This window comes from Mesorhizobium sp. CO1-1-11, assembly GCF_020164995.1.
GTDB lineage: Bacteria > Pseudomonadota > Alphaproteobacteria > Rhizobiales > Rhizobiaceae > Mesorhizobium > Mesorhizobium australicum.
In genome coordinates this window covers 1-12,192 of the sequence record NZ_JAIUHE010000003.1, presented here as the reverse complement: position 1 = coordinate 12,192, position 12,192 = coordinate 1, and the positions used below count along the sequence as shown (strand labels likewise).

Genomic DNA, 12,192 nt, shown 5'->3' with positions numbered 1-12,192 from the left:
GCGGACGCGGCCATGAGCACCGTCAGCGCGGCGTTCCGGCTCGTACGGGCCGGTTGGGTGCTGGTGCGCGAGGGCGTCGTTGCCGCCTTGCCCGGCGAGGAACTATCCGGCCTGCCGAAATTCGGCTGGCGGCTGGCGCGGCTGTTCACCCGCCGTCGCGCGCTCGCCTATGAGCGCAGCGATCGGCTGGCCAAGGCGGTGGTCCGGCTCGGCCCATCCTACGTCAAGCTTGGTCAGTTCCTGGCAACGCGGCCCGATGTCGTCGGCAACGACATGGCGCTCGATCTCGCCATGCTGCAGGACAAGATGCACACCTTCCCGACGGCCGAAGCGGTCGCCGCCATCGAAGCCTCGCTCGGGCGCAAACTCGGCGATCTTTACAAGCGGTTCGGCGACCCGGTCGCCGCGGCTTCCATCGCCCAGGTCCATGCCGCTGAAACCGTCGATGGTGGCGTCGCCAGGAAGGTAGCGGTCAAGGTCATCCGGCCGGGCGTGCGCCGCCGCTTCTTCCAGGACCTCGAAAGCTATTTCCTCGCCGCCCGCCTGCAGGAGAAATACATACCGTCGTCGCGCCGGCTGAGGCCGGTCGAGGTGACCGAGACGCTGGCGCAGACCACCAGGATCGAGATGGACCTGCGCCTCGAGGCGGCCGCGCTCTCGGAACTTGGCCAAAGCACCAGGGAAGACCCTGGCTTTCGCGTCCCTTCGGTGGACTGGGAACGCACCGGCCGCGACGTGCTGACCATGGAATGGGTCGACGGCGTCAAGATGAACGACATCGCCGGCCTGCAAAGCGCCGGCCATGACCTGAAGGCAATCGCCACCAACCTCATCCAATCTTTCCTGCGCCACACGCTGCGCGACGGCTTCTTCCACGCCGACATGCATCCGGGCAATCTGTTCGTCGAGGCGAACGGCACCATCGTTGCCGTCGATCTCGGCATTGCCGGACGCCTTGGCAAGAAGGAGCGCCGCTTCCTCGCGGAGATCCTCTACGGCTTCATCACACGCGACTATCTGCGCGTCGCCGAGGTGCATTTCGAGGCGGGCTATGTGCCGCGCCAGCACAATGTCTCTGCCTTCGCGCAGGCGATCCGCGCCATCGGCGAGCCGATCCACGGCCAACCCGCCGAAACTATTTCGATGGCTAAGCTTCTGACGCTGCTGTTCGAGGTGACCGAACTCTTCGACATGGCGACACGACCGGAATTGATCCTGCTGCAGAAGACCATGGTGGTTGTCGAGGGCGTGGCGCGCACGCTCGATCCGGCTTTCAACATGTGGAAGACCGCCGAACCGGTGGTCGGCGGCTGGATAGCCGGGAACCTCGGGCCACGCGGCTTGCTCGCCGACGCGCGCGACGGCGGCAAGGCAATACTGACGCTGATCCGCCAGGCGCCGGAACTCGCGGCCCGTACGGAACGGTTGTCGCGAGAGATCGACCTGATGGCCGAGCACGGCCTGCGCTTCGATGAGGCGACTGCCCGCGCCATAGGCAAGGCCGAAGCGCGCTACAGCCGTTCCGGCCGTGTCGCATTATGGGTGATCGCGCTGACGCTGGTCTACATTGCCTGGCAGCTTCATTAGGCCCGTATTCGCGGCAAGCCAGCTGCTTGCGGCAATTTGATTGCATTGCTATCATCGCCATCAAGCGGGATGAGTAGAGTGCAATCACATGGCCAGCATCACGATCCGCAACCTGGACGATGAGGTCAAGGAGTTGCTGCGCCGCCTGGCGGCGGAAAACGATCGCTCCATGGAAGAACAGGCGCGGGTGATGATCCGGGCCGCCGTCGACAGCCAGGTCGGCCCTGTTGGCCGTCTCGACCAGATCGAGAAAGCGCTGCACGAACTGGCCACCTCGCAAGGCACCCCGACCCCGGCGTCAGCATTAGCAGGCAAGAGCTTGCCGCGAGGCACGCTTTCCAACAAGCGCATCCTGCTTATAATCGGCGGCGGCATCGCCGCTTACAAGGCGCTCGACCTCATCCGTCGGCTGCGCGAGCGCGGCGCGGCGGTGCGCGTCGTCATGACATCGGCGGCGCAGGAGTTCGTCACCACGCTGTCGGTCGGTGCGCTCTCCGCCGACCATGTCTTCACCGACCTGTTCGACCGCAATGACGAGCACGACGTCGGCCACATCAGGCTGTCGCGCGAGGCGGACCTCCTGGTGGTGGCGCCCGCCACTGCCGACCTGATGGCCAAGCTCGCCAATGGCCATGCCAGCGATCTGGCCTCGACCGTGCTCATCGCCACCGACAAGCCGGTGCTGATGGCCCCGGCGATGAACCCCAGGATGTGGTCGCATCCCGCCACCCGCCGCAACCGCGCGAGCTTGGGCAAGGACGGCATCACCTTCGTCGGCCCTGCCAAGGGTGAGATGGCTGAGAGCAATGAGGCCGGCGAAGGCCGCATGGCCGAACCGCTTGAGATCGTCGCCGCGGTCGAGGCGCTACTCGATGCCGGCCCCAGGCCACTGGCGGGGCGCAAGATCATCGTCACGTCGGGCCCGACGCACGAGCCGATCGACCCGGTGCGCTATATCGCGAACCGCTCGTCCGGCAAGCAGGGCCACGCCATCGCCGCGGCATTGGCAAGGCTCGGCGCCGATGTGCGCCTCGTCTCCGGTCCCGTCACCATCGCCGATCCGGCCGGAGTGAAGACCCTCCATGTCGAACGGGCGCAGGAGATGCGCGACGCGGTGGAACAGCTTCTGCCCGCCGACGCCGCGGTGTTCGTCGCCGCCGTTGCCGACTGGCGGACCGAGAATTCAGCCGGTGAGAAGATCAAGAAGGTCGCGGGCGAAGGCCCACCGGTGCTGCGCATGGTCGAGAACCCCGACATCCTGGCGGGTGTCGGCCATCACAAGCAGCGACCAGGCCTGGTCGTCGGCTTTGCCGCCGAGACGCAGGATCTCTTGCGCAACGCCGAGGCCAAGCTCACGAAGAAAGGGGCCGATCTCATCGTCGCCAACGATGTGTCCCACCAAAGCGGCATCGGTCCTTCAGGCGTGATGGGCGGTGATCGCAACCGGGTGCGGGTCGTGTCGAAAGCCGGCGTCGAGGAATGGCCTGAAATGACCAAGGACGAGGTAGCGGCACGGCTTGCCGCGGTCATCGCCGAGCGATTGAAAACCATCGTCGTCTGACAAGTGTCGGCGGAAGCGTTTGCCGCCAACACCCTGTCGCTTGCGGTGAGCTAAGCCGTCAGTTGGCCAAAAGCTCCGCCGTGCGAGCAAGCGCACCGCCGAAGCCATTGAGCGGAATGGAAAAGCTTACGACTTGCCCCGTATCGGCCGCGAACGCATCGATCTTGAGTGTGGTGCCGTTCTTGAGCAGCGGCGTGACATTGGCATCGAACGCCACCGGCAGCAGGCAGCCGACCACCTGGCAGGTGCTGAACGGCAGGCTGCCGTCGAGCTTCTGATCGTCGATGGTCAGCGCGACACCCTTGGCAAGCGCCAGACCGAAAGGCAAGGCAAGCGTTCCGGTCGCATCCTCGCCGGTCTTGCTCGACAGCTCGATCGCCAAAAGCCGTTGGTTGCTTTGCTTGTTGAACTGCTGGTGCGACAGGCTGCAGACCTTGTTCGTGCCCGATATCTGGCAATTGACCGTCCAGTCGCCATGGGTTTCGGACAAGGCCGAAGCACCACCCGGCAGTTGCGGCACGTCAGCTGCGGCGGGCGGCGTTGCCGCCACCTTGTCGCCCTTGGTTTGCGCCGCCATGGCCGGCAGGCCTGCGATGCAGGCAGCACCCAGCACTGCTGCAAAATACGCGTATTTCCTCATCAAGATCTCTCCCGCCCGGCTCCGCCTCGAGCCAGCCTAGAAACTGACCTTGAGAGACGCGCTGACTGCATTCTGTTTGACCGTTTCCCCGAAGGCGCCATTATATCTGACGGACATGACGACGCAATCGACGCAATTCAGCTCGAGGCCGGCGCCGACCCGATAGAGCGGCGAATCGATCGCCTCCGTCAAGTGCAATGCGGGGGGTGCCAGCAGATTCTCCGCCGCGCCGAAGCGGCCTTCGATCTCCCACTCCTTGGTGGAAAAAAGTTGAAACCTGCAACCGACCCTTCTTCCTTGCCGGAAACACGCAGCCTGCGCGGGTGGCAGCCCTTGAGCGGGCGCGGTGTGAGGGTGATCGGCATTCTCGCATGGCATCGTCGGGCAAAAGCCCTATATATCTGGTGTGATGAGATTTTTTTGCAGGAATAGATGGATGTGTGCGCGTCGTTCATCGATGATATCAACCTTGGTGGTGCTGGCTGGAGCGGTTTGCGCCGGCTTTGCGATGCCCGCTTCCGCGCAGGTGCTCAATTCCACGGTCAGAAACAACACAGCCATCCAGCAGAACGATCTGCAGGCGTTGCAAAACCGGGTTCAGCGGCAGCAGTTTCAGCAGCAGCAACAGCAGTATCGTGCCCAGGATCGCATCATCGTCCAGCAACCGCCGCCGGTCGTGCCGCAGGTTAGGCCGAGCTGCCAGACGCAGATAATCGGCAACACCGCCGTGAGCACCTGCCGCTGACGAACGGCAGCTTCTTTTATTTAGCCGACTTACATGATAGGGCACTTCAGGTGCCCCTGCGGCAGTTTGGATTTTGCAAAGGCCTCGCAGCACGCTAAGGGGCATTGCAGCGACTGGATTATCGAGATGGCAGCCACCAAGAAAAAGACCGTACGCCAAGCCAAGAAAGGCGAAAGGATCCGCCAGGTGGCGGCGATCCCCTTCCGGCTGAATGCGCATGGCGGCATCGAGGTGATGCTGGTCACATCGAGAACCACGAGACGCTTCATCGTGCCCAAGGGATGGCCGATGAAAGGCAAGAGCGGGCGCAAGGCAGCCACCATCGAGGCACTGGAGGAAGCCGGCGTGCTCGGCAAGACGCTGAAGCAGCCGGCGGGCACCTATTCCTACTGGAAACGTTTGGCCAACCGCTTTGTCCGCGTCGACGTCGTCGTGTTTCTGCTGGAAGTGACGGAAGAGCTTGCCGATTGGCAGGAAGCCAAGCGGCGGCAGCGAGCCTGGCTGGCGCCGGCCGACGCCGCGATGCTCATCGATGAGCCCGATCTCTCGACGCTGGTGAACACCTTGAAGTTTCCCGGACCCGCGCCGCTCGAGCAGGCATAAGCCTCAATTGTCCGCGCCCTCATCTTCAGGAAGCGGCCGTGCCGGCGGGCCGCTATAGGCCCACAGCCATTCGCGCGGCAGCGGCCCCTTGTTGCGCTCGGACTGCTGAGATTGCTCCCAGGCATGCGCCAGGATGCCGACGGAACGCGACAGCACGAAGAGTCCGCGCGTCAGCGGCGGCGGAAAGCCGAGTTCGCCATAGATGACGGCGGTGGCGCCATCGATGTTGAGCGGGATTTTTTTGCCCTTGCGCCGCGCGACGTCGGCCTCGATCGCCTCGGCAATGTCGGCAAAGCGGCCGTTGACCACGCCACGCGCGGCAAAATCTCTGACCAGTTCCAGCAGGCGCGGCGCGCGCGGATCGACAGGATGGAAGCGATGGCCAAGCCCCGGCACATAGCCCTTCTCCTGCCCGAAGAACCGGTCGAGACGTGTCGAAACCGCTTCATTGAGGCCCATCCCGCCATCAAGCGCCACGGCAATATCGCCATAGAAGGAAAGCGCCTGCTCACCGGCGCCACCATGCACGTCGCCCAGCACGTTGATGGCCGAGGCCATGGCGCTGTTGATGCCGACGCCACAGGTGGCCGCCATGCGGGCGATGGCGATCGACGGCGCCTGCGGCCCGTGGTCGACGGCCGCCCCCAAGGCAATGCCGAGCAGTGCCGCCTCGTCTTCGCTGGGCAATTCGCCACGCAGCATCAGCCAGATGACAGCCGGGAAGCTGACGCGGCCGATCAGGTCCTGGATCTCGTAGCCGCGCAGCCGGATCACACCGGGGCTCATCTCGATGATGCCGGTCTGCCACCATTCCTCGCCGCGCGCGCGGCCTGTTTTCTTCTCCACGCCGCTCATGTCAGGGCCTTTGCCTTGGCGCGCGGCGGCAGGCCGGCGAACACCTCGTCCATGTGCTCGCCCAGCACAGGCGGCGGCCGCGTCGGCAACGGTGCCGTACCGTCTACCATGAACCCGCCGCGCAGGACGGTCAGCGGCCCATCCATGCCAGCCACATCCTCGAAACGAGCCGTCACCTGGCGTTCGAGCACTTGTGGTTCGGTCAGCACTTGCGGGATCGTCAGTACCCGGCCCGCCGGCACGCCGGCTCGGTTGAGCGTCTCTTCCCAAATTGCCGCCGGATCGCTTGCCAGAGCATCCTCGATCTCGACCTTGAGCGCGGCACGGTTCTGCTTGCGGGTCTCGCGCTCGGCAAAGCGCGGGTCCGACGCCAGTTCCGGCCGTCCGATCAGCCGGCACAGCGTCACGAACTGCTCCTGCTTGTTGGCGGCGATGTTGATGAGCCCGTCGCCGGTGCGGAAGGCACCCGAGGGAGCCGCCGTCATGTTCTCATTGCCCATCGGCTTGGGATCGACCCCTGCCGTCAGATAATTGGAAACAGGCCAGCCAAGCGCGGAAAGCGTGCATTCGAGCATCGACACGTCGAGGAACGCGCCCTCGCCCGATGTCTTCTGCCTGACCAGCGCCGCGGCGATGGAGAACGCGCCGACCAAGCCTCCCAGCGTGTCGGCGACGGGATAGCCGACGCGCAGCGGCGCGGTTTCCGGCGTGCCGGTTATGCTCATGATCCCGGAAAGACCCTGGATGATCTGGTCATAGGCCGGGTTGTCGCGCATCGGCCCGCTCTGCCCGAAACCCGATATCGCGCAATAGACGAGGCCCGGGCGGACCGCCCTCAGCATCTCGTAGCCAAGCCCGAGCCGTGTCATCACGCCGGGCCGAAAATTCTCCACCAGCGCATCGGCGCTGGCGACCAGGTCCAGGAAGCGCTCGCGATCCGTCTCCTTCTTGAGGTCGAGCATGACCGATCGTTTGCCGGCGTTTTGGGCCAGGAAGGATGCGCCCATGCCGGCGCTGTTGAGCTTTGGCGAGCCGCCAAGCTGGCGCGCCAGGTCGCCGCCATGCGGCCCCTCGACCTTGATCACGTCGGCCCCGAGCAAGGCCAGCTGATAGGCACAGTAAGGCCCGGCGAGCACATTGGTCATGTCGAGGACGCGGATACCGGAAAGCAGGTCTGTCATATCTTTTCAGATCGCTCAGGCATCGCCCGGCACATGTTCGGGACCGCGCCGCCGCCGGTGCTCGATGAAGGCCCAGACATGCGGCCCGACCAGGCCGATGAAGGCGAGCGTCAGCAAGGTCAGCGACAGCGGATGCTTGTAGAACACCGACCAGTCGCCGTTCGAGATGGTCATCGCCCGGCGGAACTGGGTTTCGGCGAGCGGCCCCAGGATCATGCCGATGATGACGGGCGCGGTCGGGAAATCGAACCGCCGCATCAGGAAGCCCGCGGCGCCCAGGAGATAAAGGATGACGAGATCGATCGGCGACTGCGAGATGCCATAGGTGCCGACAGTGGCGAACACCAGGATCCCGGCATAAAGCTGCGGCGCGGGAATTTTCAGCAGCCGCACCCACAGACCGATCAGCGGCAGGTTGAGGATGACCAGGATGACATTGGCGATGAACAGGCTGGCGATCAGCCCCCAGACGAGATCGGCCTGTGTCGTCAACAGCAGCGGTCCGGGGTTGATGCCGTAGCTCTGGAAGGCCGACAGCATGATCGCCGCCGTCGCCGAGGTCGGCAGCCCAAGCGTCAGCATTGGCACCAGCACGCCGGCGGCGGACGCGTTGTTGGCGGCTTCGGGGCCTGCAACGCCCTCGATGGCGCCGACCGTACCGAACTCCTGCTTGTGCTTCGACAGTTTCTTTTCGATGGCATAGGACAGGAAGGTCGGGATCTCGGCGCCGCCGGCCGGCATGGCGCCGATCGGAAAGCCGATCGCCGCTCCCCGCAGCCAGGCCTTCCACGAACGCCCCCACTCGGCCGCCGTCATGTAGAGCGAGCCTTTCAGCGGCACGATCTCGTCCTTGCCGGCATAGCGGCGCGAGGCCATGTAGAGTGTCTCGCCAACCGCGAACAGGCCGACGGCGGCGATGATGACGTCGACGCCGTCGAGCAATTCGGTCATGCCGAAAGTAAAGCGCGGCTGGCCCGTCTGCAGATCGACGCCGATCATCCCGATTACAAAGCCGGCAAACAGGCTGGTCAGGCCTCGCACAGACGACGACCCAAGCACCGCCGAAACCGTGATGAATGCCAGCACCATCAGCGAGAAATACTCCGCCGGGCCGAAGGCCAGCGCGAACTTGACCACGACCGGGGCCAAGAAGGCGACGCCCAGCGTGCCGAGTGTGCCGGCGACGAAAGAGCCGATCGCCGAGGTGGCGAGTGCTGCGCCGCCGCGGCCGGAGCGGGCCATCTTGTTGCCTTCCAGCGCCGTCACGATGGTTGCGCTCTCGCCGGGCGTGTTGAGCAGGATCGAGGTCGTCGAGCCGCCATACATGGCGCCGTAGTAGATACCGGCGAACAGGATGAAGGACGCCTCCGGTGCCACCTGATAGGTGATCGGCAAGAGGAGCGCGATGGTCAGTGCCGGCCCAAGGCCGGGCAGCACCCCGATGGCGGTGCCAAGCGTGGTGCCGAGCAGGCACCACAAAAGATTGGTCGGGCTGAAAGCGACCGCGAAACCGTGCGCGAGATGGCCGAGCGTATCCATGGTCTCAGCCTCGCAGCGTGCTGGTGAACGCGTCGATCACCATATTCAGCTGGTTCTCGACGAAACCAGCGCCGATGTTGACGCCGAGCGCCTTGGCAAAGCCGAAATAAGCAGCCAGCGCCAGCACCAGGCCGGTGAGCACATCGCGCAGCGTATGCCTGCTGCCGAAGCCGTAACAGACCAGAACGAACATGATGACCGATGCGGCCGTGAAGCCGAGCGGCTGGATGAGCACAAGATTGGCCAGAAGGCCGATGACGACGAAGCCCATCGCCTTCCAGTCGGTCGGCGTTTCCTTTTCCTCGTCCGGCTGCCAGCCGCCGCGAAGCGCGGTGAGGATGAGCAGCAGGGAAAGCACAACCAGGCCGACCATGGTCAGATAGGGAAAAACGGTCGGACCAACCTTGGAATAGAGCGGCGAGACCGGGATCGCCAGCGTCTGCCAGGCCACGGCCCCGGCGCAGGCCAGAAGGCCGACGCCGATCAGCAATTCCGGCACGGCAAGGCGCGAGGGCGCCGCCGGCTGGTTGATGGTGCTCATGAATATCCTCCCCGTTACGGTTGGCCGAGACCGCGGCCAACCTTCGCCGTACCCTCTAGTACCGATCGTCTCCCTGCGGCCGGCTGCAGTTGAAAAATGAGGGACGGCACGAGCCGCCCCCTTGGGGGAAATCAGGCGAGACCGAGATCCTTGAGGATGGCCTCGATGCGAGCCGAATCTTCGGTGACGAATTTCGCATAGTCGTCGCCGGTGAGCAGGATGGACGTCCAGTTGCGGTTCTTGCATTCGGTCGCCCATGCATCGCTCTTGGCCATGGTTTCGACCAGCGTGATCATCGCCGCCTTGTCGGCGTCGGAAATGCCGGGCGGCGCGAAGACGCCACGCCAGTTGAACAGTTCCACATCGATGCCGGCTTCCTTGAGCGTCGGCGCGTCTATGCCGTCCTGGCGCTTGTCGGCCGAAATGGCGAGCAGCCTTAGCGCGCCCGCCTTGACTTGCTCGGAGAACTCGCCGAAGCCGGAAATGCCGGCCGCCACCTGGTTGCCGAGCAATGCCGACAGAGCTTCGCCGCCGCCCGCGAACGGTACATAGGAGAGGCTGGGAGCCGGAACGCCGACCGTCTTGGCGATCAGGCCGAACAGGATGTGGTCGGAGCCACCGGCCGAGCCGCCCGCGACAGGAACCTTCGTTGGATCGGCCTTGAGTGCCGCGACGAAATCGGCGGCCGTCTTGAACGGCGAGTCCGCCGGCACCACTAGCGCCTCGAACTCCCCGGTGAGACGGGCGATGGGCGTGACTTGGGTCAGGTTGTTGGCTGCCTTGTTGGCGATGATGGCGCCCACCATGACCATGCCCGCGACCATGAGCGAATTGCCTTTGCCGCTCCACTGATTGATGAACTGCGGCAGCCCTACCGTGCCGCCGGCACCACCGACATTGGTGATCTGCGAGCCGGAGATGAGCTTCTCGCCGCGCAGCACCTGATCCATCGTGCGCGCCGTCTGGTCCCAGCCGCCGCCGGGCGCCGCCGGCACGAAGATCTGGACTTGAGGCGCACCTTCGGCGAAGGCGGGTGAGAAATGCGATGCCACCAGCCCGGCCGCGCCAGCCGCCGCCGTACTCATCAAAAATCTGCGTCTGTTCAGCATGGGATTCCTCCAGATCACGACACCTCCTCCGGTGCCTGCCAAAACGCGCCTGTTCACAGACCCGTGATCAAGTTCAAGCAGATTTTACCTTGTTCCGTCAACAGGAACGACATTCTGCTGGACAGAACGGTCCGGTGGCGCGACAGAGTGGTTCCGCTCGGGCTTCACCGAATTGGGAACCGCAATGGACTTACCAGGCAACTCGGCTGATGCGGAAATCCGGCGCACCTCCGTCGAAGGTGTTGCGGCACTCGACCGGGCGATCGCCATCCTCGACGCCTTCAGCACGGCCGACCGCTCGCTAAGTCTTGCTGAAATCGCGATGCGCACCGGTCTTTACAAAAGCACGATCCTGCGGCTCGCCAATTCGCTGTTGCGCGGGCAACTGCTCGAGCGCCTGGACGATGGGCGCTATCGCGTCGGACCCGCCGCCTTTCGGCTGGGCGCGCTTTACCAGCGTTCGGTGGTGGCGGTGGACATCCTGTTGCCGATCATGCGCGATCTCTCCGAACGAAGTTGGGAGAGTGTTGCCTTCTACGTCCGCTCAGGAGACGTGCGCACCTGTCTTTACCGGGTCGAATCCAAGCATCCGATCCGCTACACGATACGCGAAGGCGACGTATTGCCTCTGCTGGCCGGTTCGGGCGGGCGCGTGCTGGCGGCGTTTTCGGGACAGCAGGGCGAACCCTACGAAACCATCCGCAAAACGTGCAATTGTCTCGCTGTGGGTGACCGCGACCCCGAAACGGCAGGCGTCTCGGCGCCGGTTTTCGGGCCGGGACACGCGCTGCTTGGCGCCTTGACGCTGGCTGGTCCAAGCACGCGCGTCGACGCTGCGTTCCTTGAGCGCATGAAGCGCCCGCTGCTCGAGGCGGCGGCCCGCGCCACTCGCGCCTTCGGCGAGGATGCCTCCATGCTGGAGCAGGCGAGCCTCGCGACGGAGGCTTAGCCCTAGCTCCGCGGTTATGGCGTCGGAAAGGCCTCCAACTTCCGCTCGCCGCCCCTGTAAGGAAGCTGCGCGCCCAAGGCCGGTTGCGGCAGGTCAAGGTGTGCAGCGGTTTTCCGTCCGGATTACGCGTTTGTAGCGCCTGGCCGGGTGATTGTCGGCGCCCTCGCCTCGCCTGACACCCCTCAGGGCAGCCGCTCCAGCAGCATGGTCGGCGCATCATGGTAGAGGGTCTGCGTCAGCTCGATATAGCCGCACTTCCTGGCGACGTTCAGCGAAGCCGTATTTTCGGGATCGATGATGCAGACGGTTCTGGCACGTCCGAACGTCTCGTCGCCCCAGCCATGCACGCGGCTGACGATCTCCGTGGCAAGGCCGGCGCCGTGCGCGGCCGGTGCGAGCGCCCACCCCGCCTCGGGGATGCCTTCGATCGACGGCTCCATGTCGCGCTTCAGATCGTGGAACCCGGCCTCACCGATGAAACGGCCGGTCGCTTTCTCCTCGATGGCCCAGAAGCCGTAGCCAAGCAGCGACCACAGGCCGGCATGGCGCAGGAAGCGCATCCAGCTTTCCTCACGCGTGCGCGGCTTGCCGCCGATGAAGCGGGTGACGACGGGGTCGGCCCACATGGCGGTATAGGCGTCGAAATCCTCCAGTTGGTGCGCCCTTAGAATGGTTCGCTCGGTCTCGATGACCAGAACACCGTGCGGATTTTTCATGACGATATGCCTCGCTGATCCTCAGCGCTTAGCAAATCGCTGGTGCGGTGCAAGGGCCAGGGCGATACGCGCCATCATCCAGGGAAGGCCTAGGCCGTAGACTCATTATCGCGTAACCAGAGGCGGACTGCGACGAGTTTGAGAGCGGCAAGATAGTTTTCAGCCA

General features: G+C 64.6%; 12 protein-coding genes. 5 read left to right on the top strand and 7 right to left on the bottom strand.

All coding sequences use genetic code 11. From position 1 onward, the window contains the following. The first annotated feature begins 12 nt into the window (after nucleotides 1–12). Nucleotides 13–1,587, top strand: a complete 1,575-nt coding sequence (ubiB, locus tag LB554_RS03965; protein WP_224583223.1) for a 2-polyprenylphenol 6-hydroxylase — start codon at nucleotides 13–15, stop codon at nucleotides 1,585–1,587. An 88-nt stretch (nucleotides 1,588–1,675) separates the two neighbouring features. Beyond that, complete coding sequence (coaBC, locus tag LB554_RS03960) at nucleotides 1,676–3,148, top strand: bifunctional phosphopantothenoylcysteine decarboxylase/phosphopantothenate--cysteine ligase CoaBC (RefSeq protein WP_224583221.1); 1,473 nt, start codon at nucleotides 1,676–1,678, stop codon at nucleotides 3,146–3,148. A gap of 58 nt (nucleotides 3,149–3,206) precedes the next feature. Here coaBC and LB554_RS03955 read toward each other — a convergent pair whose 3' ends face one another. Then, entirely contained in the window at nucleotides 3,207–3,788 is a 582-nt protein-coding gene (locus tag LB554_RS03955; RefSeq protein WP_224583219.1) for an invasion associated locus B family protein, read from the bottom strand. Between the two features lie 436 nt (nucleotides 3,789–4,224). Between LB554_RS03955 and LB554_RS03950 the strand changes: the two genes are divergently transcribed. Next, on the top strand, nucleotides 4,225–4,533 hold the full coding sequence (locus tag LB554_RS03950) for a hypothetical protein (protein WP_224583217.1): 309 nt from the start codon (nucleotides 4,225–4,227) through the stop codon (nucleotides 4,531–4,533). Between the two features lie 126 nt (nucleotides 4,534–4,659). After that, nucleotides 4,660–5,136, top strand: coding sequence for an NUDIX hydrolase (locus tag LB554_RS03945; RefSeq protein ID WP_140618841.1), 477 nt, complete (start codon nucleotides 4,660–4,662; stop codon nucleotides 5,134–5,136). A gap of 3 nt (nucleotides 5,137–5,139) precedes the next feature. Here the strand turns inward: LB554_RS03945 and LB554_RS03940 are convergent, their stop codons facing one another. The 5 genes from LB554_RS03940 to LB554_RS03920 form a co-directional block, all read right to left on the bottom strand. After that, nucleotides 5,140–5,991 carry a citryl-CoA lyase gene (locus LB554_RS03940; protein ID WP_140618843.1) on the bottom strand — a complete coding sequence of 284 codons (852 nt, stop codon included), beginning with the start codon at nucleotides 5,989–5,991 and terminating at the stop codon, nucleotides 5,140–5,142. Then, nucleotides 5,988–7,172, bottom strand: coding sequence for a CaiB/BaiF CoA transferase family protein (locus LB554_RS03935; RefSeq protein ID WP_224583215.1), 1,185 nt, complete (start codon nucleotides 7,170–7,172; stop codon nucleotides 5,988–5,990). Before LB554_RS03935 ends, LB554_RS03940 begins: the two co-directional genes overlap by 4 nt. A gap of 15 nt (nucleotides 7,173–7,187) precedes the next feature. After that, nucleotides 7,188–8,711, bottom strand: coding sequence for a tripartite tricarboxylate transporter permease (locus tag LB554_RS03930; RefSeq protein ID WP_224583213.1), 1,524 nt, complete (start codon nucleotides 8,709–8,711; stop codon nucleotides 7,188–7,190). Between the two features lie 4 nt (nucleotides 8,712–8,715). Beyond that, nucleotides 8,716–9,252, bottom strand: a complete 537-nt coding sequence (locus LB554_RS03925) for a tripartite tricarboxylate transporter TctB family protein (protein ID WP_224583211.1) — start codon at nucleotides 9,250–9,252, stop codon at nucleotides 8,716–8,718. Between the two features lie 131 nt (nucleotides 9,253–9,383). Continuing rightward, complete coding sequence (locus LB554_RS03920) at nucleotides 9,384–10,361, bottom strand: Bug family tripartite tricarboxylate transporter substrate binding protein (RefSeq protein ID WP_224583209.1); 978 nt, start codon at nucleotides 10,359–10,361, stop codon at nucleotides 9,384–9,386. 184 nt (nucleotides 10,362–10,545) lie between these two features. Between LB554_RS03920 and LB554_RS03915 the strand changes: the two genes are divergently transcribed. Next, nucleotides 10,546–11,310 (top strand): IclR family transcriptional regulator, encoded by a 765-nt coding sequence (locus LB554_RS03915; RefSeq protein WP_140823877.1) that lies wholly within the window; start codon nucleotides 10,546–10,548, stop codon nucleotides 11,308–11,310. A gap of 182 nt (nucleotides 11,311–11,492) precedes the next feature. On the opposite strand, the gene LB554_RS03910 is transcribed toward LB554_RS03915, so the two are convergent. Then, nucleotides 11,493–12,026 carry a GNAT family N-acetyltransferase gene (locus LB554_RS03910; protein WP_140823878.1) on the bottom strand — a complete coding sequence of 178 codons (534 nt, stop codon included), beginning with the start codon at nucleotides 12,024–12,026 and terminating at the stop codon, nucleotides 11,493–11,495. Between the last annotated feature and the right edge of the window lie 166 nt (nucleotides 12,027–12,192).

What these genes read in the sequence shown, in the direction of transcription:
- ubiB (WP_224583223.1), top strand. Translation starts at nt 13, where the DNA reads ATGAGCACCGTCAGCGCGGCGTTCCGGCTCGTACGGGCCGGTTGGGTG.
- coaBC (WP_224583221.1), top strand. Translation starts at nt 1,676, where the DNA reads ATGGCCAGCATCACGATCCGCAACCTGGACGATGAGGTCAAGGAGTTG.
- LB554_RS03955 (WP_224583219.1), bottom strand. Translation starts at nt 3,788, where the DNA reads ATGAGGAAATACGCGTATTTTGCAGCAGTGCTGGGTGCTGCCTGCATC.
- LB554_RS03950 (WP_224583217.1), top strand. Translation starts at nt 4,225, where the DNA reads ATGTGTGCGCGTCGTTCATCGATGATATCAACCTTGGTGGTGCTGGCT.
- LB554_RS03945 (WP_140618841.1), top strand. Translation starts at nt 4,660, where the DNA reads ATGGCAGCCACCAAGAAAAAGACCGTACGCCAAGCCAAGAAAGGCGAA.
- LB554_RS03940 (WP_140618843.1), bottom strand. Translation starts at nt 5,991, where the DNA reads ATGAGCGGCGTGGAGAAGAAAACAGGCCGCGCGCGCGGCGAGGAATGG.
- LB554_RS03935 (WP_224583215.1), bottom strand. Translation starts at nt 7,172, where the DNA reads ATGACAGACCTGCTTTCCGGTATCCGCGTCCTCGACATGACCAATGTG.
- LB554_RS03930 (WP_224583213.1), bottom strand. Translation starts at nt 8,711, where the DNA reads ATGGATACGCTCGGCCATCTCGCGCACGGTTTCGCGGTCGCTTTCAGC.
- LB554_RS03925 (WP_224583211.1), bottom strand. Translation starts at nt 9,252, where the DNA reads ATGAGCACCATCAACCAGCCGGCGGCGCCCTCGCGCCTTGCCGTGCCG.
- LB554_RS03920 (WP_224583209.1), bottom strand. Translation starts at nt 10,361, where the DNA reads ATGCTGAACAGACGCAGATTTTTGATGAGTACGGCGGCGGCTGGCGCG.
- LB554_RS03915 (WP_140823877.1), top strand. Translation starts at nt 10,546, where the DNA reads ATGGACTTACCAGGCAACTCGGCTGATGCGGAAATCCGGCGCACCTCC.
- LB554_RS03910 (WP_140823878.1), bottom strand. Translation starts at nt 12,026, where the DNA reads ATGAAAAATCCGCACGGTGTTCTGGTCATCGAGACCGAGCGAACCATT.